This is a genomic window from Micromonospora trifolii, assembly GCF_050516465.1.
GTDB classification, from domain to species: Bacteria; Actinomycetota; Actinomycetes; order Mycobacteriales; family Micromonosporaceae; genus Micromonospora; species Micromonospora trifolii.
In genome coordinates, this window is the sequence record NZ_CP191526.1 from 830,918 (window position 1) to 856,749 (window position 25,832).

At 69.1% G+C, this 25,832-nt stretch carries 19 protein-coding genes and 1 pseudogene; 17 read left to right on the top strand and 3 right to left on the bottom strand.

Annotation, left to right across the window (positions count from 1 at the left end; all coding sequences use genetic code 11):
• Positions 1–10 precede the first annotated feature (10 nt).
• The 7 genes from ACQRWP_RS03875 (at position 11) to ACQRWP_RS03905 (ending at position 6,794) form a co-directional block, all read left to right on the top strand.
• Positions 11–988: a carbohydrate ABC transporter permease gene (locus tag ACQRWP_RS03875; protein WP_430500826.1), complete on the top strand. Its 978-nt coding sequence runs from the start codon at positions 11–13 to the stop codon at positions 986–988.
• Complete coding sequence (locus ACQRWP_RS03880) at positions 988–1,815, top strand: carbohydrate ABC transporter permease (protein ID WP_430500827.1); 828 nt, start codon at positions 988–990, stop codon at positions 1,813–1,815. Before ACQRWP_RS03875 ends, ACQRWP_RS03880 begins: the two co-directional genes overlap by 1 nt.
• A gap of 1 nt (position 1,816) precedes the next feature.
• Positions 1,817–3,040 carry a mandelate racemase/muconate lactonizing enzyme family protein gene (locus ACQRWP_RS03885; RefSeq protein ID WP_430500828.1) on the top strand — a complete coding sequence of 408 codons (1,224 nt, stop codon included), beginning with the start codon at positions 1,817–1,819 and terminating at the stop codon, positions 3,038–3,040.
• A 106-nt stretch (positions 3,041–3,146) separates the two neighbouring features.
• Entirely contained in the window at positions 3,147–4,172 is a 1,026-nt protein-coding gene (locus ACQRWP_RS03890) for a zinc-dependent alcohol dehydrogenase (RefSeq protein ID WP_430500829.1), read from the top strand.
• Positions 4,169–4,930: an SDR family NAD(P)-dependent oxidoreductase gene (locus ACQRWP_RS03895; protein WP_430500830.1), complete on the top strand. Its 762-nt coding sequence runs from the start codon at positions 4,169–4,171 to the stop codon at positions 4,928–4,930. The genes ACQRWP_RS03890 and ACQRWP_RS03895 overlap by 4 nt, the downstream gene beginning before the upstream one ends.
• Positions 4,927–5,805 (top strand): amidohydrolase family protein, encoded by an 879-nt coding sequence (locus ACQRWP_RS03900; protein ID WP_430500831.1) that lies wholly within the window; start codon positions 4,927–4,929, stop codon positions 5,803–5,805. Before ACQRWP_RS03895 ends, ACQRWP_RS03900 begins: the two co-directional genes overlap by 4 nt.
• Entirely contained in the window at positions 5,802–6,794 is a 993-nt protein-coding gene (locus ACQRWP_RS03905; protein ID WP_430500832.1) for an aldo/keto reductase, read from the top strand. The genes ACQRWP_RS03900 and ACQRWP_RS03905 overlap by 4 nt, the downstream gene beginning before the upstream one ends.
• 89 nt (positions 6,795–6,883) lie before the next feature.
• On the opposite strand, the gene ACQRWP_RS03910 is transcribed toward ACQRWP_RS03905, so the two are convergent.
• Entirely contained in the window at positions 6,884–10,426 is a 3,543-nt protein-coding gene (locus ACQRWP_RS03910) for a ThuA domain-containing protein (RefSeq protein ID WP_430500833.1), read from the bottom strand.
• Between the two features lie 524 nt (positions 10,427–10,950).
• On the opposite strand from ACQRWP_RS03910, the gene ACQRWP_RS03915 reads away from it, so the two are divergent.
• From ACQRWP_RS03915 to ACQRWP_RS03940, 6 genes are all read left to right on the top strand, one after another.
• Positions 10,951–12,462: a sugar ABC transporter ATP-binding protein gene (locus ACQRWP_RS03915; protein ID WP_430500834.1), complete on the top strand. Its 1,512-nt coding sequence runs from the start codon at positions 10,951–10,953 to the stop codon at positions 12,460–12,462.
• 55 nt (positions 12,463–12,517) lie between these two features.
• A complete protein-coding gene (locus tag ACQRWP_RS03920) occupies positions 12,518–13,489 on the top strand; it encodes an ABC transporter permease (protein WP_430500835.1) in 972 nt (323 codons plus the stop codon).
• 2 nt (positions 13,490–13,491) lie between these two features.
• A complete protein-coding gene (locus ACQRWP_RS03925) occupies positions 13,492–14,475 on the top strand; it encodes an ABC transporter permease (RefSeq protein WP_091401048.1) in 984 nt (327 codons plus the stop codon).
• Between the two features lie 25 nt (positions 14,476–14,500).
• The gene (locus ACQRWP_RS03930) at positions 14,501–15,673 is read left to right on the top strand and encodes a substrate-binding domain-containing protein (RefSeq protein WP_430500836.1); all 1,173 of its coding nucleotides are present in this window, start codon (positions 14,501–14,503) and stop codon (positions 15,671–15,673) included.
• Between the two features lie 6 nt (positions 15,674–15,679).
• The gene (locus tag ACQRWP_RS03935) at positions 15,680–16,531 is read left to right on the top strand and encodes a sugar phosphate isomerase/epimerase family protein (protein ID WP_430500837.1); all 852 of its coding nucleotides are present in this window, start codon (positions 15,680–15,682) and stop codon (positions 16,529–16,531) included.
• Positions 16,532–16,611: 80 nt separating this feature from the next.
• A complete protein-coding gene (locus tag ACQRWP_RS03940; protein WP_430500838.1) occupies positions 16,612–19,005 on the top strand; it encodes an RICIN domain-containing protein in 2,394 nt (797 codons plus the stop codon).
• 63 nt (positions 19,006–19,068) lie between these two features.
• On the opposite strand, the pseudogene ACQRWP_RS03945 reads toward ACQRWP_RS03940, so the two are convergent.
• A pseudogene (locus ACQRWP_RS03945) lies at positions 19,069–20,028 on the bottom strand (family 43 glycosylhydrolase); the annotation flags it as partial.
• Positions 20,029–20,082: 54 nt separating this feature from the next.
• Complete coding sequence (locus ACQRWP_RS03950; protein ID WP_430500839.1) at positions 20,083–21,108, bottom strand: LacI family DNA-binding transcriptional regulator; 1,026 nt, start codon at positions 21,106–21,108, stop codon at positions 20,083–20,085.
• Positions 21,109–21,403: 295 nt separating this feature from the next.
• Here ACQRWP_RS03950 and ACQRWP_RS03955 point away from each other — a divergent pair, with 295 nt between their 5' ends.
• Genes ACQRWP_RS03955 through ACQRWP_RS03970 form a run of 4 tightly spaced genes read left to right on the top strand, consistent with a single transcriptional unit; the run spans position 21,404 to position 25,685 of the window.
• The gene (locus tag ACQRWP_RS03955; protein ID WP_430500840.1) at positions 21,404–22,759 is read left to right on the top strand and encodes an ABC transporter substrate-binding protein; all 1,356 of its coding nucleotides are present in this window, start codon (positions 21,404–21,406) and stop codon (positions 22,757–22,759) included.
• Entirely contained in the window at positions 22,756–23,706 is a 951-nt protein-coding gene (locus ACQRWP_RS03960; protein WP_430500841.1) for a carbohydrate ABC transporter permease, read from the top strand. Before ACQRWP_RS03955 ends, ACQRWP_RS03960 begins: the two co-directional genes overlap by 4 nt.
• Positions 23,703–24,527, top strand: a complete 825-nt coding sequence (locus tag ACQRWP_RS03965) for a carbohydrate ABC transporter permease (RefSeq protein ID WP_124860646.1) — start codon at positions 23,703–23,705, stop codon at positions 24,525–24,527. The genes ACQRWP_RS03960 and ACQRWP_RS03965 overlap by 4 nt, the downstream gene beginning before the upstream one ends.
• Positions 24,528–24,530: 3 nt before the next feature.
• Complete coding sequence (locus tag ACQRWP_RS03970) at positions 24,531–25,685, top strand: serine hydrolase domain-containing protein (RefSeq protein WP_430500842.1); 1,155 nt, start codon at positions 24,531–24,533, stop codon at positions 25,683–25,685.
• The last annotated feature ends 147 nt before the right edge of the window (positions 25,686–25,832 follow it).

The window sequence follows — 25,832 nt, forward strand, 5'->3', positions numbered from 1 at the left end:
CCTCGTGCCGATGGGAAACACGCAACCGTCGGTCCGTCCGGCTTCGGCCGGACGGACCGGCGGGGCGGCGGCGGTCACCCCTGCCGCGCATCGAAGTGGCGCACGACCCCGTCGCACCCGTGGTGGCCTGAGGGCCGAGCGCTACGCCCCCTACATCCTGGTCCTCCCGGCCGTCCTGATCATCGTGCTGCTGCGGCTCTACCCGCTGCTCCTCGGCGTCAACTTCTCCTTCACCGGCGACGGTGAGCAGAACGGGACGGCTGTCGGGTTCGGCAACTATCGCGAGCTCTTCGCCGACCCGTTGTTCCAGACCGCGCTGAAAAACGTCGGACTGCTAGTGCTCCTGCTGCCGGTGGCGGTGGCGATCCCCGGTCTGCTCGCGACGTTCATCTACCTTCGGGTGCCGGGCCACCGCTTCTACCGCAGCGTCTACTTCTTCCCGGCGGTGCTGTCGCCGGTCATCGTCGGTGCGATCTTCAACCTGCTGCTCGCCTTCGACGGCCCGCTCAACGCCGTGCTCGGGTCGTTCGGTGTCGGTCCGGTGGACTGGCTCGGGGACCCGGGCATCGCGATGTTCATGGTGGTGGGTGTGCATATCTGGGCCACCTTCGGGATGGCCCTGGTGGTGTTCCTCGCCGGCTTCGCCACGCTGGACGCCGCGCTCCTGGACGCCGCACGGGTGGACGGGGCGACGCTCGGCCAGGTCGTTTGGCACGTGATCATCCCGGCCCTCTCGCGCACCATCCAGTTCGTCTTCGTGACCACGATGATCGGGATGCTGACCTCGATGTTCGGCCTCCTCTACATCATGACCAGCGGCGGGCCAGAAGGGTCGACGTACCTGCCGGAGTTCTACATCTGGAAGCAGCAGGGCCAGATGAACCGTCCGGCTCTCGCGTCGGCAGCGTCGACGATCCTCTTCATGATCATGCTCGTGGTGGGGCTGTTGCAGATCAAGCTGCTCGAACGATCCGGAAAGGAGGACTGATGTCCCGCCTCCGCCTGGGACGGTGGCTGATCGCCATCCCCATGTCGCTGCTCGCCCTGGCGACGATCTACCCCCTGCTGTTCACCGCCAACGTCGCGATGAAGACCCGGCGTGACTACATCCTCGACCGGTTCGGCCTGACCGATGCCCTGCGCTGGGAGAACATCAGCGCGGCGTGGAACAGCGTCGGCATGGGCCGCTACTTCGTCAACTCGCTGTTCGTGGTGACGGTGTCGGTGCTCCTGCTGCTGCTGTTCGGGTCGATGGCCGGCTTCGCCCTGAGCCAACTGCGGTTCCGCGGCTCGTCGGCGCTCTTCCTGGGTTGCCTCGCGGGGCTCTTCATCCCGTTCCAGGTGATCATGGTGCCGCTCGCTCGGATCATGGCCGACACCGCGCTCATCGACACGTACCCGGGTCTGATCCTGGTCTACGTGGCCCAGTTCCTGCCCTTCACGGTCTTCCTCATGACGAGTTACTACAAGGGCATTCCGCCGGAGATCGTCGACGCCGCGCGGATCGACGGCAGCACGGTGTACGGCGTGTACCGCCGGATCATGCTGCCGCTGGGCACCCCGGCGCTGCTGTCGGTCGGCATCCTCAACGCCCTGTTCTGCTGGAACGACGTCCTCATGGCGCTGGTGATGATGCCCTCGGCCGATCACCGGACGCTCATGATCGGGGTGACCTCGTTGCGCGGGCAGTACTCCGACAACATCCCCACGTTCGCCTCCGGGGTGCTGATCGCCGCGATACCCGTCCTGTTGGTCTACCTGTTCCTCCAGCGCCAAATTGCCGACGGCGTGGCCGCCGGTTCCACGAAGGGTTGACATGCGGATCACGGGATATCGGACGCTCACCACGGTCCAGGAATGGGGGCGACCCGTCGGCGACGCCAACGGGGTGTTCGCCGACGGGGTGGTCCCGGTCTCGATCGTCATGGTCGACACCGACGAGGGCATTTCAGGAGTCGGCCTCGGGCCGCACGTCGAGATCGAGCGGATCTTCCCAGCCATCGAGGGCGAAGACCCCCGGGCCGTGACGTCCCTGTACGACCGCATGTTGCGGCACACCTTCAAGGCGGGCCACGCCGGGCCGGTGTTCGGCACCATCGGTGCTCTGGACACCGCACTGTGGGACATCAAGGCGCAGGCCGCCGGCGAACCGCTGTGGCGCCTGCTGGGTGGACGGGACCGACGGGTCACCGCCTACGCGTCCGGGCTGGACATCGGGCTCACCGACGACGAGCTGGTCGCCGAGTACGAGGTCTACGCGAGCCACGGCCTGCGAGCGGCCAAGCTCAAGGGCGGCCTCGACATCGAGCGTGATCGGCACCGTCTGAGCCTGGTCAAGGAGGTTCTGACCGAGGCCGGGCACGGTCGGCGGCCGGGCCTGATGCTCGACGTCAACGAGGCGTGGACCCGTAAGCAGGCGGTCCGGCATGTCTGCGAACTGGAACGCACACTGGACCTCATCTGGATCGAGGAGCCGGTGCGGCGCTGGGACGCCGAGGGTCTCGCCGCGGTCAGCCGAGGCGTGTCCGCGTCGGTAGCCACCGGTGAGAATCTCACCGGGCTCGAACAGTACCGTCCGCTGATCGCCGCCGGCGCGGTCGACATCGTCCAGATGGCGGCCGTCTGGGGGGTCACTCACTTCCTGCGGGCGTCCGCCCTGGCCCACGCCCATGACCTGCCGGTCAGCCCGATCGGCAACAGCCCGGTCGGGCTGCTGCACGCCGCGACCTCGGTGCCGAACCACCTGACGAGCGAGTTGCAGGACCTGCACGCGCCGGTTGGTGTCTCCATCGACCTGCACGTCGAGGATGGCGCCTTCATCCTCGGCGACTCACCCGGGCTGGGGGTCCGGGTGGACGAGGAGCGGATCCGGGCGGTCAACCGCCGCCCGCAGGCGCAGACGGCCGACAGCCCCAACGTCCGGCCGGAGCGGGCCGGACGACGGCTGCTGGCCGGGGTGGACGGGGTGATCCCCACCCGCCAGGTGCCTGTCGTGCCGCTGAACTCCCGTAACGAGGTGTCGCCGACCGTACGGCACTGAGCTGATCACCAGAACAGGGAAGGCGTGGGTGCATCGCGACGGCGATGCACCCACGGCCATGCCCGGTCGGCACGACCGACGTACCGACCGTCGAGACGGAGGAACGATGAAGGCAGTCGTCTACCGGGGAGCGCGACACCTCGGAATCGAGAACCGCGACCCGGAGCCACCGGGTCGCGGCCAGGTGCGGATCGAGGTGGCGTACACCGGGATCTGCGGTACGGATCTGCACATCTACCACGGGGACATGGACGCCCGGGTCGGTGACTCCGCCATCATCGGGCACGAGATGTCCGGGCGGATCGCAGCCGTCGGCGAGGGCGTGACCGGTTGGAACATCGGTCAGCCCGTGACCGTGATGCCGACCCGACCCTGCGGACGCTGCGCCGCCTGCCAGCGGGGCAACTCCCACGTCTGTCACTCGATGAACTTCCTCGGCATCGACTCACCGGGTGCCATGCAGTCCTCCTGGACCGTGCCGGTGGAGCTGGTCCTGCCGCTTCCGGAGGAGTTGCCCCTCGACCACGCGGCGCTCGTCGAGCCGGTGGCGGTCGCCGTGCACGACGTACGCCGGGGGAACGTGACCGCCGACGACCAGGTGGTCGTGGTCGGTGGTGGGCCGGTCGGCGTTCTCATCGCCACCGTCGCGCGGAGCCGTGGCGCGCGGGTGCTCCTCGTCGAGCCGGACCCGTTCCGACGCGAGGTGGCCGAGGGGATCGGGATCGAGGCGGTCGACCCGCGAGCGACCGATGTCGTGGCGCTCGTCAACGACCGTACCGATGGCGCGGGCGCCGACATCGCCTTCGAGGTGTCCGGCTCCCCGGCCGGCGTCACCACGGCGGTCGACGTCCTCACCACTCGCGGGAGGCTGGTCATGGTGGCGATCCATCCCCAGCCCCGCGAGGTCAACCTGCACCGGTTCTTCTGGCGTGAGCTGGAACTCCTCGGTGCCCGGCTGTATCAGCGCGACGACATGGTGGAGGCGATCCGGTTGGTCGCCTCGGGCGCGATCCCGGCACGGCAGCTGATCTCCCGGGTCGAGCCGGTCGAGGCGGCCAGCGCGGCCTTCGAGGCGCTGGAGGGTGGCGGCGTCATGAAGGTGCTGCTCGATGTGCGGGAGGGTAACCAGTGACGGCGTTGTTCGACCTGTCCGGCCAGACCGCCGTCGTCACCGGGGCGCGGCGCGGCATCGGCCTCGCCATGGCCGAGGCCCTGGCCCTGGCCGGCGCCGACATCGTGGGCGTCTCCGCCCAGCTCGAAGCGGAGGGCAGCGAGGTCGAACGCCGGGTGCACGCCGCCGGCCGCCGGTTCACCGCGCTGCGGGCGGACCTCGGCGACCGGGCGGCCGTGCACCGGTTGGCCCGCGACATCGTGGCCCTCGGGCCGGTCGACATCCTGGTGAACAACGGCGGCACGATCGCCCGGACCCCCGCCGCGGAGCACCCGGACGAGATGTGGGACCACGTGATCGAGGTGAACCTCAGCAGCCAGTTCATCCTCAGCCGGGAGATCGGCCGGACGATGGTCGAGCGCGGCCGAGGGAAGATCATTTTCACCGCGTCGCTGTTGAGTTTCCAGGGCGGCATCACCGTCCCCGGTTACGCCGCGTCGAAGTCGGGCGTGGCCGGCCTCACCAAGGCGCTGGCGAACGAGTGGGCGGCCCACGGGGTGAACGTCAACGCCATCGCGCCCGGCTACATCGCCACCGACAACACCCAGGCGCTGCGCGACGACCCCGACCGCAACCAGGCGATCCTCGGCCGGATCCCGGCCGGGCGGTGGGGCCGGGCCGACGATCTCGTCGGTGCCACGGTATTCCTGGCGTCGACCGCGTCGGACTACGTCAACGGCGTCGTGCTGCCCGTCGACGGCGGCTGGTTGGGCCGATGACGGGGGCACAGGAGCCCGGGCGCGCCGGGATCGTCGACGCACACCACCACCTCTGGGTCCGCGCCCGGCACCCGCAACCGTGGATCGACCCGGTGACCATGGCGGCCATCGACGCCGACTTCGAACCCGCCGATCTCGCGCCGCTGGCCCGGGCGGCCGGGATCACCGCGACCGTGGTGGTGCAGTCCATCGCCTCCGACACGGAGACGGTCGACCTGCTGCGCGTGGCGGCCGAGGACACAGTGGTCCGTGGCGTCGTCGGCTGGGTGGACCTGACCGCCGACGACGTTCCGGAGCGCCTCGACGGTCTGCGGGCCGCCCGAGGTGGGGAACGCCTCGTCGGCATCCGCCACCTCGTGCAGTCCGAGAGCGACCCGGCGTACCTGGACCGTCCCGACGTGCGTCGGGGGATCGCGGCGGTGGGCGCCGCCGGCCTCGTCTTCGATCTGCTGGTACGCCAACACCAGCTCCCCATGGCCGCGCGTCTCACGCGCGACCTGCCCGAGGTGAGCTTCGTCCTCGACCACCTGGGCAAGCCCGCGCTCGGCCGTCCGGAGATGGCCGAGTGGAGCCGGGACCTGCTGTCGCTGGCGGCCTCGCCCAACACCACGGCGAAGCTCTCCGGGCTGGTGACGGAGGTGCCGCTCCCGCACTGGACGCCGGCTGACCTTCGACCCGCCGTCGAGGACGCTCTCGACGCGTTCGGGCCGGACCGACTGATGTTCGGCTCGGACTGGCCGGTCTGTCTGCTCGCCAGTTCGTACCAGCGGTGGGTCGACACCCTGGCAGAGCTGCTGGAGGGCCAGGACGGGGCCGACCGGGCGTCGGTCTGGGGCGGGACGGCACGCCGCGTCTACGGGCTGGAGCCGTCATGATGGCGCGCGCACTGCCGCGCCGCCCGCAGCTACGGCTCACCGAGCTGGGCTTCGGCGCGGCCCAGGGGGGCAACCTGTACCGGACGACGACGGACGAGGAGTTCGCCTCGGCGGTCGACGCCGCGTGGGAGGCCGGCGTCCGGTACTTCGACACCGCGCCGCACTACGGCCTCGGGCTGTCCGAACGCCGTCTCGGCGCCGCGCTGCGCCAACGGCCGCGCGACGAGTACGTGGTGTCGACGAAGGTCGGGCGACTCCTGGTGCCGTCGCCCGAGGACGCGCACCTGCGGGACTCCGACGGGTTCGATGTGCCCGCGACCCACCGGCGGGTGTGGGACTTCAGCCGCGACGGCGTGCTCCGCTCCATCGAGGCCAGCCTGGAGCGGACCGGGCTGGACCGGATCGACGTCGTCTACCTGCACGACCCGGACGACCACTGGGAGCAGGCCGCGCACGAAGCCGTACCCGCCCTGATCGACCTGCGGGACCAGGGCGTCGTGGGTGCCATCGGTGCCGGCATGAACCAGTCGGCGATGCTGGCGCGGTTCGTCCGGGAGACCGACGTCGACGTGATGATGTGCGCCGGGCGGTACACCCTGCTCGAACAGGGCGCGGCCGCCGACCTGCTGCCGGCCGCCGAGAACCGGGGGGTGGGCGTGGTCATCGCGGGCGTCTACAACTCGGGGCTGCTCTCGCGGGACCGGCCGCCGGCCGACGCCGTCTACAACTACCAGCAGGCCCCGGCGGCGCTGATCGAGCGGGCGCAGCGGCTCGCCACGGTCTGCGAGACGTACGGGGTGACCCTGCCGCAGGCTGCCCTCGCCTTCGTCCGCCGGCACCCGGCCGTGGTGTCGACGGTGGTCGGCGTCCGCAACGAGGCGCAGGCGGTCGAGACGGTACGACGGTCCGGGATCGTCGTGCCGGAGGAGTTGTGGGACGACCTGGCGGCGGCCGGGCTGCTCGCCGCGCCGCCCGGTCGGCCTGCCTGATCGACGACGACGTCCCGGCCGGGACCGGCTCCGTTCCTCGGATACCGGTCCCGACCGGGACGTCAGTTGTCACCGCGACAGCCGCGGGGTCACACTGCGGTGAACCGCCACTGCTGGTTGGCGGCGCTGTGGCAGGTCCACTGCAACAGCCGGGCGCCGTCGGTGGTGGCGGCACCGTTGACGTCCACGCAGAGCCCGCTCAGCACATTGCGCACCGTGTACACGCCGGAGGTTCCCGTCGCCGTGGCGGTGAACTTCTGCTGGTTGCCGTTGTTGCAGGTGGCCTGCTGGAGGAAGGCACCCGCCGCTGTGGAACTGCCGACCACCTCGACGCACTTGCCGCTGTGCACCGCCTTCAGGTAGACCGCGCCGCTGCCGGCGTCGACAGCCTGCCACTTCTGGTTGTTGCCACCGGTGGACGCCCACTGGGTGATCTGGGCGCCGTCGGCGGTGGAGACACCGCTGACGTCCATCAGCTTGTTGCTGTGCTGTGCCGTGACCGTGTAGGTCTTCCCCGCCAGGCCACCGCCGGTGCCGGGTGTTCCGACGCCGTTGCCGCCGAAGGTGTGCGAGTCCAGATCGAACGAGTTGCTGCTGTTCTTGAACACCATGTAGAGCGTCTGTGTCCCGCTGAGCGCGGCGACGCTCACCGGAGTCGTGGACTGGTAGTTGTCCCAGCCGCCCGTACTGGGCACCGTGGTGGTGGCCAGCAGGGTGCCGGTCGGCGAGCCGGCGCGCAGCTCGATCGAACCGCCACCGGAAGGCGACGACACCCGGTAGCTGACCGTCGAAATGCCCGACAGGTTCATCGGGCTGAACGCGATCCAGTCGTTGGTGGAGATGTCACCGATGCGCTTGGTGCTCTCCGCGGCGGCCTGGTCGACGACCCGGACCCCCGACTGGCTGCTGAAGTACTCGGACTGCTTGTGCTTCGGTTGCAGGATCGCCTGCGCGGTGCCGGTGAGCGGGGACCCGCCTCCCGAGCCGCCGTTGTCGGTGTACCGCGCGTTCAGCACGTAGAACAGGTTGGCGCCATCGGGGTGCCCACCGAGCAGGTCGGTGGAGATGGTGCCCGAGCAGCCCGGGTACTCAGTGGTCTCGTGAGCGTGGTCGTCGTGACCCAGCGCCGGGTTGAGGATGACCTTCGAACAGTCGACAGTGCCGCCGTCCGGATCGGTCACGGTGATCTGGTACGACACCTTGTCGCCGAAGGTCAGCATGCCTCCGTTGCCCGGTGTGGTGATGGTGACCACCGGGGCGCTGTTGCCGACGGTGATCGGGACGTTGGCGAAGCCGGTCTTACCGGTGCTGTCGGTGACCTTCAACTGGGCCGTGTAGTTGCCGTTGGAGGTGTACACCTTCGACGGGTTGGCCGCGGTGGAGGTGGTGCCGTCGCCGAACGTCCACAGGTAGCTCAGCGTGTTGCCGTCCGGGTCGGACGTGCCCGCGCTGCTGAACTGGACGGTGAGCGGTGCGGTGCCACTGGTGGGTGTGCCGGTGGCCTTGACGATCGGTGACCGGCCGCCCTGGATGTAGTCGATCCGGTAGAGCCCGGAGTCGCTGTTGCCACCACCGAAGTTGGTGCCCCACTCCAGCAGGTAGAGCGAGCCGTCCTTACCGAACTCCATGTCCATCGGCTTGTTGTACCCACCGCCGGGCAGGAACGGGTTGGTGCGGGTCACCGCCGAGGAGGAGTCGAAGTGCACCTCCTTGATGTAGCTGCGCGACCACTCGTAGAAGAAGTGCACGCCGTCGTAGTAGGGCGGGAACTTCGTCGCGGACGGGTTTGACGCGTCGTACCGGTAGACCGGCCCGCCCATCGGCGCGGAGCCGCCGGAACCCAGCTCCGGGAAGGTCGGCGAGGTGCCGTAGCCGTACCAGATGTTGGGCGCGACGACCGGCTTCAAGCTGGTCAGGCCGGTGTTGTTGGGCGAGTTGTTCACCGGCGAGGAGCAGTTGAACTTCGAGCCGACGACGCCGGTGTCGGGGTTGAACGGCGCGTAGGGCTGGTTGTCACCGTGACAGAACGGCCAGCCGTAGTTGCCGGGCGTCTTGATCACGTTGAGCTCGACCAGGCCCTCCGGGCCTCGGTTGGTGGTGGGCGGGTTGCGGTCCGGCCCGTAGTCGGCCAGGTAGACCCAGCCGGTGGCCGCGTCGATCGAGAAACGGAACGGGTTGCGGAAGCCCATCGCGTAGATTTCCGGCTTGGTCTGCGCCGTGCCCTGGGGGTAGAGGTTGCCGCTCGGGATGGTGTAGCTGCCGCTGGCTCCGGGGCGGATGCGCAGCAGCTTGCCGCGCAGGTCGTTGGTGTTGCCCGCGGTCCGGGCGGCGTCCAGGTTGGACTTGCCCGAGCGCCAGTCCAGTGGGGCGTAGCCCTGCCAGTTGGGGTCGAGGTTCGGGGGCGTGTCGTCGCCGGTGCCGATGTATAGGTTGCCGTCCGGACCGAACTCGATGTAACCGCCGGTGTGGCCGGGCTCCGGGAACGTCCGGTCCCGGTACGCCGGGATGTCGATGATCGTCACACCGCTGGACATGTTCAGCGTGTCGCCACTGAGAGTGTAGCGGGAGACGCGGTTGACGTCGGTCGAGCTGCTCGCCGGTGAGTGGTACAGGTACACGTACCCGTTGGTGGCGAAGTTGGGGTCCAGCGCCATGCCGGTGAGGCCGTCCTCGCCGCCGGTGTAGACGCTCAGCGTGCCGGCGGTGACGGTGCTGTTGGTGGAGGGCTTGAAGATCTTCAGCTGCCCGCCACGCTGGGCGTAGAGCACGCGCCCGTCCGGTGCCACGGCCATCGCCATCGGGTCGACGGTGTTGTCGTCCAGGGTGCGCTTCTCGAAGTTGCCCCAGACGGTGCCGCCGCAGTCACCGGGGACGTTACCGGCGGCCCACTTCACGCCACCGAGAACGTGGTTCTGGAAGTTCGTCTCGCTGTAGGAGGCGATCGCGTGGCCCATCGCGGTGGCCCACACCCGCCCGCCGGCGGTGTTGCGGCACCAGGAGATCGGGTGGTCCGGGCCCATCGCCCGGGATCCCGGGTTGTAGGTGCGCTCGTCGGCGGTCACCAAGACGTGCACCTTGCCGCGCGGGTTGGTGTCGAAGTTGTACCACTCCTCGCTGCGGTTCCACCGATCCGGCAGGCCGGCCGTCGACGGGTGCTTCTTGTCGGCGACGATGGCGGTGCCGGGCAGCACGCCGGGGGAGTGCTCGGGCATGTGGGCGCCGCCGTTGATGGTCTGGTCCCACCACGGGTACTCGGTGTCGATGCCCATGTCGGTGGCGTTGTGGATGCCGACGATTCCCTTGCCGCTGGCGAGGTAACCCTCCACCGCCTGACGCTGGGCCGCCGAGGTCCAGACCATGCCGGAGGTCTGGAACATGATGATGACGTCGAAGGTCGCCAGGTTGCTGGCGGTGAAGACGCTTGAGTCCTCGGTCGCCACCAGCTCGAAGTTGTTCGCCGCCGCCTGCTGCTGGAACATGGCGATCCCGGCGGGGATCGAGTCGTGCCGGTAGCCGGCGGTCTTGGTGAACAGCAGGGCGCGGAAGGCCGGCGCCGCCGATGCGGGTGGGGCGAGTCCGAGCGCCAGTAACAGGCCGGCGATCACCGAGATGAGCAATGTGTTACGACGCATGCCGTCTCCTAGGTTGGGCGGGCGTAGGGATTGCGACCACGGGCCCTACGACGCGTCAGGTTGACCCTGGACACGTGAGGGGACACGGGCGCGCTGGTCTGTCCTCATGCCGTTCGCCGCAACGGCAGTCAGACCTGCGGGACGTCACACAGCGTGATGCTGGCTGTGGTTCTCGTCCCGGTGGTCCACGAGGTCAGGATGAGCTAGAGATCGAAGACTGTCAATGCACGGAAGGAACATCCGACGTCCTGCCCGGTGGACGGCGGTCGCGCTCGGCTCCCTCGCTGCGGCACCGCCTGCCGATCGCGGCCCGGCCTGGCAGTCGGGCTTGATCGAGGATTGCGGACCCGCATCCAAACATCTATCTTCATACGTGTGATGTTTCCTCGATGTCAAGGAAATGTTTGCACCGCAAGAACGTAAGTCTTCGCTGTTGGCACGAAAGTTTGTTGTTCAGCGCCTCGAAGCCACCGTAGTGTGGCATTTAATCTTGTCGATGACTACTGTCTGTGAGGGCTTTCGGGATGTCAGACCCACCACCGACGCCGCTTCTCACCCTTCGGGGCATCGGCAAGTCCTTCCTCGGAGTCCGCGTTCTCGACGGTGTCGACCTCGATGTCGCGCCGGGCGAGGTGCACGCCGTGGTCGGCGAGAACGGGGCCGGGAAGTCGACCCTCATGAAGATCGTCTCGGGCGGGTACGCCCCGGACGGGGGCACCGTCGAGTTCGCCGGTGCGACGCGTACGTTCCGTGGCCCGCGCGACGCGCAGCGGGCCGGTATCGGCATCATCCACCAGGAGTTCAACCTGCTCCCGGAGCGCACCGTCGCCGAGAACGTCTACCTGGGGCACGAGCCGGTCCGGCGCGGGCTCGTCGATCGTCGGGGGATGCTCGACCGCACCACGCGGCTGCTCGCCTCGATCGGTGAGACGACGTTGCCGGCCGACGCCCGCGTGGGGCAGCTGGGTGTCGCGCAGCAGCAGGTTGTCGAGATCGCCAAGGCGCTCGCCCTGGACGCGCGGCTGCTCATCATGGACGAGCCGACCGCCGCGCTGGCCGACCACGAGGTCGAGCTGCTCTACGGGCTGGTGCGCCGGCTCCAGGAGCGGGGCATCGGGCTGCTGTACGTGTCGCACCGGCTCGCCGAGGTCTTCGACCTGTCCGGTCGAATCACCGTGCTCAAGGACGGCCGGCGGGTCACCACGGTGGACACCGCGGACACCACGGCCGACGAGTTGGTGCGGCACATGGTCGGCCGGGAACTGTCCAGCTACTACCCGGACCGGGCCGCCCCCGAGGACCGGGGCCCGGTGCGGCTCAACCTTCGCGACGCGGGAAACCGGAAGCTGCGAGACGTCAACCTTCAGTTGCGCGCCGGCGAGGTGCTCGGCATCGGCGGCCTACAGGGCTCCGGGCGCTCGGCGCTGGCCCGTGCGATCTTCGGGGTGTCGCCGTTCACGACCGGCGACGTCACGCTCGACGACCGGCCGATCCGACTGCGCTCACCCCGCAGCGCGATGCGGGCCGGCATCGCCTACGTCACCGAGGACCGTAAGGGCGAGGGGATCGTCCCCCGGCAGTCGGTGCTGGACAACGCGCTGCTCGCCAGCCGGGCCGTCTTCGCTGCCCGGTCCGGCCGGGCGGCGAGGACCGCCCGGGTGCGCGAGTTGCTGGCCGCCGTGGAGATCCGCGGCGCCGGCGACGACCAGGAGATTCGCTTTCTGTCCGGGGGCAACCAGCAGAAGGTCGTGCTGGCCCGATGGCTCGCGCTCAGCCCGCGGATCCTGCTCTTCGACGAGCCGACCCGGGGCATCGACGTGGGCGCGAAGTCAGCCATCCACGACCTCGTCCGCCGCCTCGCCCGTGATGGCGCGGCCGTGCTGATGATCTCGTCCGATCTACCGGAGCTGCTGGGGATGAGTGACCGGATCGTCGTCATGCGGGACGGCCACGTCGCGGGCGAGCTGCCCGCCGGCGCGACCGAGGAGGAGGTCGTCGCGCTGGCGGTCGGCACCGTCCGGGAGACCGTCCAGTGAGCGCGAGGAGTGAGCCGGGTTTGCGAGCCCCGCAGTCGCGAACTGAGGTGGCCCAATGAGCGCTCTGTCGCTGTTGCCGGCCCGGCGTTCCGTACCGGGCGTGTTCGTGGCCCTGACCCTGACCCTGACGATCGGCTGGCTGGTCGTCCTGCTCGACGGTGGTCAGCTCTTCAACCAGTCCACCACTGTGAGTCTGCTGCACGTCGCCGCCGGCCTCGGGCTGGTCGCGGTGGGCCAGACCCTGGTCATCCTGGGGGGCTCGCTCGATCTCTCGGTGGCGTTCGTGATCAGCCTCAGCACCCTCGTCGCGGCCGAGACGATGAACGGCAGCGACGGCGCGGTGCTTCCGGCGATCGGCCTGGTGCTGGTCGTCAGCGCCGGCGTCGGGTTGCTCAACGGGCTCCTGGTCACCAGGTTCCGGGTCAACGCGTTCATTGCGACCCTCGGCGTCGGGCTGCTGCTCAAGGGTTACCTCGACAACGGCTACGACGGCCCGGCGGGCACCACCGCACCCTCGCTGGTGCAGGCGCTCGGCTACCAGCGCGTCGGACCGGTGCCGGTGTCGTTCCTGCTGTTGATAGCGGTCACCGCGGCGGCGTGGTTCGCGCTCTCGCGGACCCGCTTCGGCCACCATCTGGTCGCCGTCGGCGGGGATCCGGAGGTGGCCCGGCTCTCCGGCGTCCGCAACGACCGGGTCCTCGTCACCGCCCACGTCCTGTGCTCGATGTGCGCGGGGCTCGCCGGCATCTACCTCGCCAGTCGGCTCGGCTCGGGCGCCCCGCGCGTCGGCACCGAGGGCCTCTACGACCTGGAGTCGATCGCCGCGGTGGTGATCGGCGGTACCGCCCTCGCCGGTGGGCGCGGCGGCGTCATCGGCACGGTCGGCGGGGTGCTGCTGCTGGCCAGCATCGACGCCATCTTCAACCAGCTCGAGGTCGACGCCTTCTTCAAGCAGGTGATCCGGGGCGTCATCATCATCGCCGCGGTCGCCGTCTACGCCCGCCGGGCCATGCGAAAGGCGGCCTAGCCATGCAGACCGTCCAGCCCCGTTCCCTGCCGCTGCGTCTGCCGCGGGTGCGTCCCGGTGGTGTCCTGCCGATCCTCGCGATTCTCGCGGTGCTGTTGGTGCTCGTCGGCATTCGGCAGCCCGACTTCCTGGCCCCGCAGTCGCTGATGTCCTTCCTCGGTCGTTCGGCGCCGATCATCCTGCTCGCTGCCGGCCAGTACTTCGTGATCGTGTCCGGCGAGTTCGACCTCTCGGTCGGTTCCCTGGTCACCGCTCAGGTGGTGGTCGCCGCCCGGCTGATCGACAGCGACCCGGCGCGTACCTGGCCGGTGGTGCTGCTCCTGCTCGCCTTCGGCGCACTGGTCGGCCTGGTCAACGGCCTGATCACGACACGGCTGCGGGTGCCGTCGTTCATCACCACCCTCGGCATGTTCCTGATCCTCGTCGGCGCGGTCTACCTGTGGTCCGACGGCGCCCCGAAGGGCGGCCTCTCCGAGGAGTTCCGGCGGTTCGGCCGGCGGGCCTTCGAGGACGTGCCGGTGCTGGGCCGCGTGCCGTACGCGCTGCTGGTCCTGGTGGTCCTTGCGGTGGCGGCCGTGCTGCTGATGCGCTCCGACTTCGGCCGGACGTTGGTCGCCGTCGGCGACAACCCGCGCACCGCCGAGCTGAGCGGCGTACGCGTGTGGCGTACCCGGACCTTCGCCTTCATCCTCAGCGGGCTCGCGGCGGCGGTGGCGGCGATCCTCCTGGGCGGCTACAGCGGCGTGTCGTTCCAGGCCGGCGCGGGCCTGGAGTTCGGTGCGATCACCGCGGTCGTCCTCGGTGGGGTGGCGCTCGGCGGGGGTCGCGGCGCGGTCGTCGGGGCGATGCTCGGCGCGCTGACCCTCGAACTGCTGTTCGCCCTCATGAATTTCTACGGCGTCTCCGGCGCCCTCAGGTCGACCGTCCAGGGCGGGATCATCCTGCTCGCCGTGGCGGTCTCGGCAACGCGTTCTTCGTCGAGATAAAGGGGAAATCATAGTGCGACGTTCCATGGCGGCGATTGCCGCTCTCACCCTGCTGTCCCTCGCCGCCTGTTCCACAGACGAGCCGGCCGCGGGCCCGTCGGGAAGTGCATCCACCGCCGCTGGGTCCGGCACCGGGGACCAGTCGAAGTTCTTCGTGCAGGCCGACTATGACGCCGAGCTGGCGCTGCTCGACGCGGCACCGACGGGCCCGGCCGACAAGCCGTGGGAGCAGGTGCTCAACCCGACGATGGTCGACACCGCCAAGTTCAAGAAGAACGGCCCACACAAGATCTGCTTCTCGAACGCGGCCTTGAACAACCCCTGGCGGCAGGTCGGGTTCAAGACCATGCAGGCCGAGGTCGAGGCGCAGAAGAGCCGCATCAAGGAGTTCGTGCACGTCGACGCCGAGGGCAAGGACCAGAAGCAGATCGCGGACATCAACGATCTGCTCGGCAAGGGCTGCGACGCGCTCATCGTCTCGCCGAACACCACCGCCACGCTCACCCCGGCCGTCGAGGCGGCTTGCAAGGCGGGGCTGCCGGTCGTCGTCTTCGACCGTGGTGTCAACACGAAGTGCCCGGTGACGTTCATCAACCCCATCGGCGGTTACGGGTTCGGCCACGTCGGGGCCGAGTTCGTCAGCCAGAAGATGAAGCCCGGCGGCAAGGTCCTCGCCCTGCGGATCCTGCCCGGCGTCGACGTCCTGGAGACCCGCTGGTCGGCGGCGAAGGTGGCGTTCGACAAGGCGAAGGTCGACGTCGTCGGTGTCGAGTTCACCGACGGTGATCCGGCCAAGACCAAGAAGATCGTCGACGACTACATCCAGCGGTACGGCACTATCGACGGGGTCTGGATGGACGCTGGAGCGGTGGCCGTCGCGGCGGTCGAGGCGTTCCAGGACGCGGGCAAGCCCGTTCCGCCGATGAACGGTGAGGACCAACTCGACTTCCTGAAGATCTGGAAGGACAAGAAGCTCACAGCGATCGCGCCGACCTACCCGACCTACCAGTGGCGTACGCCGATCATCGCGGCGCTGCGGATCCTCGACGGCCAGCAGGTGTCCAGCCCGTGGAAGCTGCCGCAGCCGACCGTCACCCAGGACAACCTCGACCAGTACATCGACGCGGGCATGCCGCCGCTGCACTACGCGATGTGCGGCTGCACCGACCTGCCCGGTTACCCGCAGCGCTGGAAGTAGGGTCCGATGTACGCCATCGGCGTCAACCCCTGGGTCTGGGCCTCGCCGGTCGACGACAAGGCCCTGGCCGAGCTGATCCCGCGGATCGCCGCGTTCGGCTTCGACGCGGTCGAGTTGCCGATCGAGCAGCTCGGCGACTGGGACCCGATCCGTACCCGGGACCTGTTGGCGGCGCACGGCCTCGTCGCCGCCGGCGTCTGCGCGGTCACCCCGCCGGGGCGGGAGCTGGTCGACGCCGCACCAGCGGTCGTCGAGTCGACGGTGGCGTACCTGTTGGGCTGCGTGGCGAGCGCGGCGGCCGTCGGCGCTGGATGCGTCGGCGGTCCCGCGTACGCCTCGGTCGGCCGCACCTGGCGGATGTCGCCGGCGGCTCGCGCGGCCTGCTACGCGGATTTCCGGCGGGCCCTGGCGCCGGTTGCCGAGCAGGCCGGCGAGGTGGGCGTGAGCATCGGTGTCGAGGCGTTGAACCGCTACGAGACGAGCGTCGTCAACACGATCGAGCAGACGGTCGAGTTGATCGACGGGCTCCCGCCGAACGTCGGCATCATGATCGATACCTACCACATGAACATCGAGGAGGCCGACCCCTACGCGGCCCTCGCCGTCGCGGGCCGGCACATCAAGCACGTCCAGGTCAGCGGCACCAACCGGGGCGCTCCCGGTGCTGACCACTTCGACTGGCCCCGCTTCTTCGACGTCCTGCGGGACACCGGCTACCAGGGCGCGATCTGCATCGAGTCGTTCACGGCGGAGAACGAGGCCATCGCCACCGCCGCAGCGATCTGGCGTCCGTTGGCCCCCTCGCAGGACCGTCTCGCCACGGACGGCCTGCGCTATCTCCGGGAGATCCTCGGATAACCGCCCCGACCCGCCACCCCCGCGCTGGTCGAGGCCGTTCCGCCACCCCCACCCCGTTCTCACGTCAGGAGCACCGTCCCGTGTCCTCGTCCCTCTCGTCGCTGCGCCGGCTGCTGGCCGGCGCCGCCGCGACAGCGGTGACCGCCCTGGTCGCGGTAACCGCCTCGGCGTCCCCGGCCCTCGCGGCCACCACCACTCTCTACGCGTCCCCCTCCGGCACCGGCACCGCATGTTCCGCCAGCCAACCGTGTTCGCTGACCGCCGCCCAGACCGCGGTGCGGGCGATCAACAGCGCGATGTCCGGTGACATCGTCGTCGAGTTGGCCAACGGCGCGTACCGGCTCTCGTCGCCGCTGCGGTTCACCGCGGCCGACTCGGGCAACAACGGCTATCAGGTGATCTGGCGGGCGGCCTCCGGCGCACGTCCGACGATCACCGGCGCCCGGGCGGTCACCGGTTGGTCGCTCGTCGACTCCGGGAAGAACATCTGGCGGGCCAACGTCGGCGCCGGGCTCGACTCCCGTCAGCTCTACGTCAACGGGGCGGTCGCCACCCGGGCACGCACCGCCGTGAACCGATCCGACTTCACCTTCACCACGTCCGGCATGCGGTTCACCAACGGCGCGCTGAGCTACCTGAACAACCTCGGCAACCAGAACCGGGTCGAGGTGGAGAGCGTCGGCTCGTTCACCGACCGGTACTCGCCGGTGCAGAGCATCAGCGGAAACTTCCTGACGATGCAGCAGCCCGCCTGGAACAACAACACCTTCGGGTTCGACACCCTCTCCAGCCCGCACCGCGCCGGCCCCTTCTATCTGACCAACGCGTACGAGTTCCTGGACTCGGCGGGGGAGTGGTATCTCAACCCCAGCAACGGCCAGCTCAACTACATCCCCCTCGCCGGGCAGAACATGAGCTCGGTCAGCGTCGAGTTGCCGCAGCTGCAGTCCCTGGTCAACCTGGGCGGCACCCTCGCCTCGCCGGCACACCACATCTCGTTCAGCGGCATCACCTTCACCGGCACCAGCTGGCTCGGCCCGAGCAGCAGCAACGGCTTCGCCGACCAGCAGACCGGCGCCCACATCACCGGCACCTGGTCCCGGCCGTCCGACGCGCTGACCTCCTGCCAGGCCGGTTGCCCCCAGTTCGAGGCCACCCGGCCGAACTGGAACCAGATGCCCGCCGCCGTGCAGGTCTCCGCTGCCAACACCATCACCTTCAGCGACTCCCAGTTCGTCAACCTCGGGCAGACCGCGATCGGCATCGGCAACGACGCCAACGCCCACGCCAGCGGTGTCGGCCTGGGCGCCAGCAACATCACCGTCACCCGCTCCGAGATCGCGCGCAACTCCGCCGGTGGCGTCGTGGTCGGTGGCGTGCGGGCCGACGCCCACCACCCCAGTGACCAGCGGATGGTCAACCGCAACATCACCATCAGCAACAACCGGGTGCACGATCTCGGCCTGGAGTACCGGGGCGTGGTCTCGATCCTGACCACCTACGTGAACACGGCGACGGTCTCGTACAACGAGGTCTACAACATGCCGTACACCGGCCTGTCGGTCGGCTACGGCTGGGGCGCCAACGACGCCGGCGGCAGTCAGCACTACGCGAACCGGGGTCTGTACAACTACCAGCCGCGCTACACCACGGCGACCACCGCGGCCAACAACCAGGTCATCGGCAACTACGTGCACGACGTGATGCAGCAGATGACCGACGGCGGCTGCATCTACACGTTGTCGGCTAACCCGGGCGGAACCATCAACCAGAACTACTGCCTGCGGACCAACGGCTGGTTCGGGCTCTACTTCGACGAGGGCTCGCGTTACTACACCGCCCGTAACAACGTGTTCTCCTCCACCGGCACCTGGGCCACCGCCAACTACTGGTACGCGGAGAACATGGGCAACTTCACCGTCACTAACAACTGGTCGACGAACAACTCCACGAACGTGACCAACGGCGACCGCGGCAACGTGGTCAACGGCAACGTCACGGTCAGCAACGGCAGTTGGCCGTCGGGTGCGCAGACCGTGATCAACGCGGCTGGCGTGCAGAGCGGCGGCGGCACCAACCCGCAGAACGTGCAGATCGTGGGCGCCCAGTCGGGCCGGTGCGCCGAGATCGGCAACTCCAGCACCACCAACGGCACGCAGGCTCAGATCTGGGACTGCATCAGTACGGCCACCAACCAGCGGTGGACCCACACGGCCAGCCGGCAGCTCATGGTGTACGGCACCAAGTGCCTGGACGCCTCCGGCCAGGGCACCAGCAACGGCACCACTGTGGTGATCTGGGACTGCAACGGTCAGCCCAACCAGCAGTGGAACGTCAACGCCAACGGCACGATCACGGGAGTGCAGTCGGGTCTCTGCCTGGACGCCAACGCCGCCGCGACGGCGAACGGCACGAAGTTGATCCTCTGGTCCTGCACCGGCGGCGCCAACCAGCAGTGGCAGCTGCGCAGCTGAGCTAGCAGCCGGACACCGACGGGTCCGGGTCGGGGCGAGACGCCTCGGCCCGGACCTGTCCGGTTACGGCTCTTCGACCACGGTCAGCCCGGTCGAGGAGCCGTAGCGGACCGGGATGGGATCGGTGAGTTCTCCGATGAACGTCTCGTCGACGTGGTCGAGGAAGCCGATGAGGGACCAGTCGTCGGCGGGTCCGGGGACCAGCCGGGGCGCGTACAGGTGCGGGTGGGCGAACGGTTGGGCCGACGCGATGTCCCACGGCCCGAGGGTGGTCTCGCCGGTCGCCACCCAGATCCGGTGGTCGTCGCGTCGAGCGCTGCCGGTGGCCTCGGTGGAGAAGAGCAGCAGCGGCTGTCCGTCGAGGACCGCGACCTGGGGCACCTCCAGGTGACCGAAGCCGGCCGGTGCCGACAGCGGCGGCGCGACGGTCCAGGTGACCATGTCGGTGGAGGTGGCGTGGCCGACGACGCCACGGGTGTTCGCCGGGCCGGTGTTGGCGCGGGCGGTGATGAGCATGTGCCAACCCTCGCCGCCGGGGTCGGGGAACACCCACGGGTCACGCCACGCCTGCTCGTACCACAGTTCCTTGTCCAGCAGCTCGTACCAGGTGGGGTCGGCCTGGACGATCGGTTCGGTGCCGTGCCGGTGCCAGGTCATGAGGTCGTCGGAGACGGCCAGTCCGATGCGTTGGACGAGCCCGTCCTCGGCGCGACCGACCCCGGTGTAGAACAGGTACCACCGTCCGTCCGGCCCGCGGACCGTGCAGCCCGTCCAGGTCGCCAGGTCGTCCCAGCTGGGCGCGTCGGCGGGGACCACGGCGTCGGCGACCAGGTGCCACGAGCGCAGGTCCGCCGAGACGGCGTGGCCGATGGTGGCCCGGCGGTGGCGGCGGTGCGGGTCGTGCAGGGCGCGGGACGCGCGCAGGAAGAACACGTGCCAGAGGCCGTTGTCGTCCCGCGTGTACCAGCTGTCCCACACCCAGTGGTCGGGTAGACGAAGCATGGTCCGAAACCTAGCACTAAACCGTTTTAGCGTCGGTAAAGGCCAACCCGGCGGTACGGGTCGGAGGGCCGGTGGTCAGCCGGCCGGAGGGGCGAGGGACCGGCGTCGGCGCAGGGGCATCGGGACGAGCGAGGGTTCGGCGGCGCCCCCGTCCAGGAGCAGTTCGACAGCGCGCCGCCCCATCTGCTCGTGCGGCAACGCCGTGGTGGCCAGGCTGGGACGCAACCAGGCGGCGATCGGGTCGTCGTCGAACGAGATGACCGAGATGTCCTCCGGGACGGTCAGCCCCGCCTCGCCGAGTGCCTGGTAGGCGCCGAAGGCCAGCCGGTCGTTCATGCAGATGATCGCGCTGGGTCGCTTCGGCCTGCTCAGCAGGCCGCGCATGGCGGCGTACCCGTGCTCGGGCAACCACTCGGTGCAGAAACACTCGGCCAGCAGGCCGACCTCCGCCTCGTCCAGCGTCTGCCGAATGCCGTGCAGGCGGGCTCGGGCGGCGAGCGAGACCTCCGGGTCGTCCTCCTTGAGCCGGTTGCGGCCGATGAGCGCGATCGCGTCGCGGTGGCCAAGCTCCAGCAGGGCGGTGGCGACGGAGCGGCCAGCCCCCTCGTCGTCGGGGACCACGCTGGGCAAACCGTCGGGGCTGGTGGCGTTGAGCAGCACCACCGGGCCGCCGAGGATGGCCGCGGGCACCGTCAGCCGTCGGGTCGCCATCGCCGCATAGATCACCCCGTCAACCTGCCGGTCCAGGACGGCCTCGATGGCGTACTGCTCGAAGGTGGCGTCGCCCTGCGTCTCGGTGATGAGCAGGACGTGGTCCCGTTCGCGGGCCGCGTCGAGGGCGCCGCGGATGAGGTCGCCGGCGAACCGCGTGGTGGCCACGATGTCGGAGACGAACGCGATGGTGGCCGTCTTGCGGGTGCGCAGGCTGCGCGCGGCGAGGTTGGGCCGGTAGCCGAGCTCCTCGGCGGCGGCGAACACCCGCTGGTGCGCCTCGGCCGAGAGGCGAGTGCCCTCCCTGCCGTTGAGCACCATCGACGCGGCGGTCTTGGACAGCCCGGCTCTCCGCGCGACGTCGGCGAGTGTTGCTCTGTTGCGGCCCATCAGTCCTCCGAATCAGGCGCGGTGCCACAGGCGCCGCTCCTGCCCATCATGATGCGTCGCCGTCCGGGATCGAGCGCCGGTCACGTCGGCGTGGTGTGAACCCGACGTTTCCGCACCGTTGCCAAGTTGTCCTTGACAGCTTCCCGTGCCGCGCGCATGCTCTGCTAAATCAGTTTAGCGACCACTTCTGGTGCATCCAGAGGCGCCTTCGATGGTTCTTTTAGCTGACCGAACGGGGTGCTGCGCTCGGGCGACTGGTCACGGCGTACGCGTGGAGATGTCAAGGAGTCATGAAATGGCAGAATTGCTGACAAAGTTTCCGCGACGGAGAACTGTGCTCCTCGCGTCGCTGCTGGCGGTCGGGATGACCGCGACGGCCTGTAGCGCGCCGGGCGAGGACCGGTCGTCGACCCAGAAGTCCGATGCCGCCGTCAAGACGGAGCTGGGCACCGACCCGGTCACCCTGGAGATGTACGCGGAGACCGGCTTCCCGCTGGCCAAGGCGTTGGCCGACGAGTTCTCCAAGCAGCACTCGAACGTCAAGTTCAACATCCGTGAGGACCAGTTCACGGTGATCGTGGAGAACGCGCCGCGGGTGATGGCCTCGGACAACTCGCCCGACATCATCCGGCTACCGACCATGGTCGACCTGGTCAAGGACGACCTGCTCAAGAACCTCGACCCGTACTTCACCGCGTACGGCTGGGACAAGTTCCCCGCCTCACAGCTCATGCAGCTGCGCGTCGGCGAGAACACCCGGGGCACCGGCTCGCTGTACGGGATGGGGCTCGGCTACAGCGTCACCGGCGTCTTCTACAACAAGAAGCTGGCCAGCCAGATCGGCATGACCCAGCCACCGGCCACGGTCGCCGAGTTCGAGGATCTGCTGGCCAAGGCGAAGACCGGCGGGGTCCAGCCGATCATGCAGTTCAACAAGAACACCGCGGGCATCAACTTCCCGCACCAGGCACTGCAGAACCAGTTCGGCGACCCGACCCAGGTCGCCGACTGGATCTTCCAGAAGTCGGGGGCCACGTTCGACACCCCGGCCGCCCTGAAGGCCACCCAGACCATTCAGAAGTGGGCCCAGGCCGGCTACTTCACCAAGGACGCCAACGCCCTGGACTACGCGGGCATGGTGGGGGAGTTCCAGAAGGGCAACGGCCTGTTCATGTTCAACGGCGACTGGGAGTCGGCCAACCTCGACAAGTCGATGCCCGGCAACGTGGGCTTCTTCCTCTTCCCCACCGAGTCTCCCGGCGGAAAGCACGTGGCGATGTCCGCCCCCAACACCTTCGGCGTCTCCGCCAAGGCCAAGAATCCGGACGCCGCCGCGTACTTCCTGAACTGGGTGCACACCAACGCCAAGGCCCGCGAGATCTCGGTGACCGTCGGCGGCTCCAGCCCCGGCGGCCCGAGTGACCTGCCGGTGCCGAGCGCAGCCCCGAACACCGTGCTGGCCGAGACCCTGAAGGCGTCACAGCAGCTCGGTGCGGAGAACGGCGCCGTGGACTTCACCGCGAACGCGACCGGCGGCATCTTCGCCGCCGCGATCACGCCGGAGATGCAGAAGCTGATCGCCGGTCAGCAGACGCCCGAGGGGTACGTGAAGGCGGTCCAGGCCGAGTATCAGAAGGAACTGTCCCGATGACGTCTGCCCTCGGCAGCGCACCAACCGGGCGCGACGATCGTCGCGCCCGCCCCACCGTGCGGGCCCACCGATTCCGGTGGGCCCGCGCGGCCGGGACCGGCTGGTTGTACGTCCTGCCCGCCCTGGTGATGTACGCGGTGTTCGTCCTGCGCCCGCTCGTCCTGACGCTTCAGTACTCGCTCTACGACTGGAACGGCATCGGGGTGGCCCGCTGGGTGGGCCTGGACAACTACCTCACCGTCTTCACCGACAGCGACCTGCTGAAAATCATCGGCAACGCGATCGTCCTGATCGTCTTCTTCAGCTTCATCCCCGTCGCGCTCGGGCTGTTGGTGGCGAGCATGGTTCGCCGGATCACCACCGGCGCGTTCGGCACCGTCGTCCGGACCATCCTGTTCCTACCGCAGGTCATCCCCCTGGTGGCGGCGGGCATCGCGTGGAGCTGGCTGCTCTCGTCGAACGGTCTGGTCAACCAGGCGCTGCGCGCGGTCGGGCTGGGTGGTGTCGCCCGCGCCTGGCTCGGCGACTTCGACACGGCGCTGCCTGCCGTCGGCGTCATCGGGGCCTGGGTCCTGCTCGGCCTCTGCACGATTCTGCTGGTCACCGGCATGAGCAAGATCGATCCGGCGCTGTACGAGGCCGCCCGCCTGGACGGTGCCGGTCCGGTCCGCGAGTTCCTCGCCGTGACACTGCCCAGCCTGCGCCAGGAGATCGGCGTCTGCCTCACCGTGACGATCATCGCGGCGCTGGCGAGCTTCGACATCGTCTACATCTCCACCAGCGGCGGCCCCGGCCTCCAGACCACGGTGCCGGGCCTGGAGATCTACCGGTTGGCCTTCTCGCAGCGGCAGGTGGGGCTCGCCTCGGCGCTCGCTGTCGTACTCATGCTGCTCGTGCTGGCGTGTGTGCTGCCGATCCAGCGCCTGAGCCGAGGGGAGAAGCCGTGAACCTGAGCCGACGCGAACAGCTGACCGGCCGGGTCTTCCTGATCGCCCTGATCGTCGTCACCCTGCTGCCGTTCGTGAGCATGCTCTCGGCGGCGTTGCAGCCCCGGGGCACCGTGCCCAGCGGGCTCGAGTGGCCGTCCGACCCGCAGTGGGGGAACTTCGCCGACGCCTTCACCGCCGCGAACATGGGCGCCCTGCTCCGCTCCAGCCTGCTCATCGTGGCCGGTGTCGTACCGGTGTCGGTGCTCATCGCGACGATGGCCGGCTTCGGGCTCGGTCAGCTGCGGGTGCCCGGTGGCCGACTCGTCTTCGGTCTCTTCCTGCTGGGTCTGACCCTGCCCTTCGAGGCCGTGGTCACGCCGCTCTACTACCAGATGCAGGATCTCGGTCTGCTCAACACACGCTGGGCCATCATCCTGCCGCTGATCGGGCTGTACATGCCGTTCGCGGTGTTCTGGATGCGGGCGCACTTCACCAACGTGCCGGTCGAGTTGTCCGAGGCGGCCCGGGTGGACGGCAGCAGCACGTGGCAGTTGTTCTGGCGGGTCCAGGTGCCGCTCGCCCGGCCGGCGATCGCCTCGCTGACGATCCTGATGTTCCTCTGGACGTGGAACCAGTTCCTGCTCGCCATCGTCCTCGTGGACGACGCCACCAAACGCACAATGGCCGGGGCGCTCGGCGCGTTCCAGGGCCAGTGGGGCACCGACCTGGTGCTGCTGTGCGCCGGGTCGCTGCTGATCCTCACCCCGACCCTCATCGTGTTCCTGATCTTCCAGCGACAGTTCATCAAGGCCTTGATCCAAGGGTCAGTGAAGGGGTAGGCAGTGGTCACACAGCCGCAGATCCACGGCGACGTCGACGATCGCTTTGGGCGCGTCGGCGATGTCTTCCGCGACAACTTCACCTCCCGGGGCGAGGTCGGCGCCGCGGTCACCGTCTACGTGCGGGGTCGCAAGGTCGTCGACCTGTACGGCGGGGTGGCCGACACCCGTACCGGGCGGCCCTGGGACACGCACACGCCGGTCGTCGTCTTCTCCTGCACCAAGGGGATCCTGGCGATCTGCGCCTACCTGCTGGCCCAGCAGGGCCGGCTCGACCTCGACGCTCCCGTGACGCGCTACTGGCCGGAGTTCGGACAGCACGGCAAGGCGGACATCCCGGTGCGCTGGCTGCTCACGCACCAGGCCGGTCTGCCCGCGGTGGACCGACCCCTGACCCTCGACGAGGTGCTGGCGTGGGATCCGGTCATCAAGGCGATCGAGGCGCAGGCCCCGCTGTGGAAGCCGGGCACGGCGCACGGCTACCACTCGATGACCTACGGCTGGCTGGTCGGAGAGGTGATCCACCGCATCACCGGCCAACTGCCCGGCGCGTTCTTCGCCGACACCGTCGCGGGCCCGCTCGGCCTGCACACCTGGCTCGGGCTTCCGGCCGCCGAGAGCGACACCGTCGCCTGGGGCCTGGCACCGCCCCCGGACCCCGACCCGTTCGTGGACCCGGTCGCTGAACGGGGCATCACCATGGGGGGCGCTTTCGCCTTCCCCGCCGACGCCGACGGCCTGGTCAGCTTCAACGACGACGCCATCCGGGCCGGAGGTGTTCCCGGCGCGGGCGCGGTGAGCACCGCCGAGGGCCTCGCGCGCCTCTACGCCGCCTGTGTGTCGGAACTCCACTGTGGACAGCTGCTCACGGCGGCGTCGGTGAACGACGCGGTAGTGGTTCGTTCGCGTGGTCAGCAGCGGCATGGCCCGCCGGACACCGGGCAGCGCTGGGGCACCGGCTTCCTGCTGCACTCGCCACCGGCCCGGCCCCTGCTGGGTGAGCGCAGCTTCGGCCACGACGGCGCGGGCGGAAACCTGGCCTTCGCCGACGCCGAGCATCAGGTGGGGTTCGGCTACGTGGTCAACCAGATGCGTGGGATGGGCGACGAGCGCGCCAATCTGCTCACCGCCGCCGTCCGGGCCTGCCTCGACGACTGAGGCGTCCGACCTGGTGCCTCTATGTCCACTGTGGCCGGTGGACGGTGTTACGGGGATACTTCGGGCACGTTTCATTGATAGTCTTGACAGGCGTTGTTAGCGATAACACGATGGCCTTCACGCCGCTCTCGCGTTTGGAGCTCGCCT

Bases quoted from the DNA above. Each gene is read 5' to 3' on its own strand.
- ACQRWP_RS03925 (WP_091401048.1), top strand. From the start codon at position 13,492: ATGCAGACCGTCCAGCCCCGTTCCCTGCCGCTGCGTCTGCCGCGGGTG.
- ACQRWP_RS03890 (WP_430500829.1), top strand. From the start codon at position 3,147: ATGAAGGCAGTCGTCTACCGGGGAGCGCGACACCTCGGAATCGAGAAC.
- ACQRWP_RS03905 (WP_430500832.1), top strand. From the start codon at position 5,802: ATGATGGCGCGCGCACTGCCGCGCCGCCCGCAGCTACGGCTCACCGAG.
- ACQRWP_RS03955 (WP_430500840.1), top strand. From the start codon at position 21,404: ATGGCAGAATTGCTGACAAAGTTTCCGCGACGGAGAACTGTGCTCCTC.
- ACQRWP_RS03875 (WP_430500826.1), top strand. From the start codon at position 11: ATGGGAAACACGCAACCGTCGGTCCGTCCGGCTTCGGCCGGACGGACC.
- ACQRWP_RS03960 (WP_430500841.1), top strand. From the start codon at position 22,756: ATGACGTCTGCCCTCGGCAGCGCACCAACCGGGCGCGACGATCGTCGC.
- ACQRWP_RS03910 (WP_430500833.1), bottom strand. From the start codon at position 10,426: ATGCGTCGTAACACATTGCTCATCTCGGTGATCGCCGGCCTGTTACTG.
- ACQRWP_RS03920 (WP_430500835.1), top strand. From the start codon at position 12,518: ATGAGCGCTCTGTCGCTGTTGCCGGCCCGGCGTTCCGTACCGGGCGTG.
- ACQRWP_RS03885 (WP_430500828.1), top strand. From the start codon at position 1,817: ATGCGGATCACGGGATATCGGACGCTCACCACGGTCCAGGAATGGGGG.
- ACQRWP_RS03880 (WP_430500827.1), top strand. From the start codon at position 988: ATGTCCCGCCTCCGCCTGGGACGGTGGCTGATCGCCATCCCCATGTCG.
- ACQRWP_RS03935 (WP_430500837.1), top strand. From the start codon at position 15,680: ATGTACGCCATCGGCGTCAACCCCTGGGTCTGGGCCTCGCCGGTCGAC.
- ACQRWP_RS03900 (WP_430500831.1), top strand. From the start codon at position 4,927: ATGACGGGGGCACAGGAGCCCGGGCGCGCCGGGATCGTCGACGCACAC.
- ACQRWP_RS03950 (WP_430500839.1), bottom strand. From the start codon at position 21,108: ATGGGCCGCAACAGAGCAACACTCGCCGACGTCGCGCGGAGAGCCGGG.
- ACQRWP_RS03930 (WP_430500836.1), top strand. From the start codon at position 14,501: ATGGCGGCGATTGCCGCTCTCACCCTGCTGTCCCTCGCCGCCTGTTCC.
- ACQRWP_RS03915 (WP_430500834.1), top strand. From the start codon at position 10,951: ATGTCAGACCCACCACCGACGCCGCTTCTCACCCTTCGGGGCATCGGC.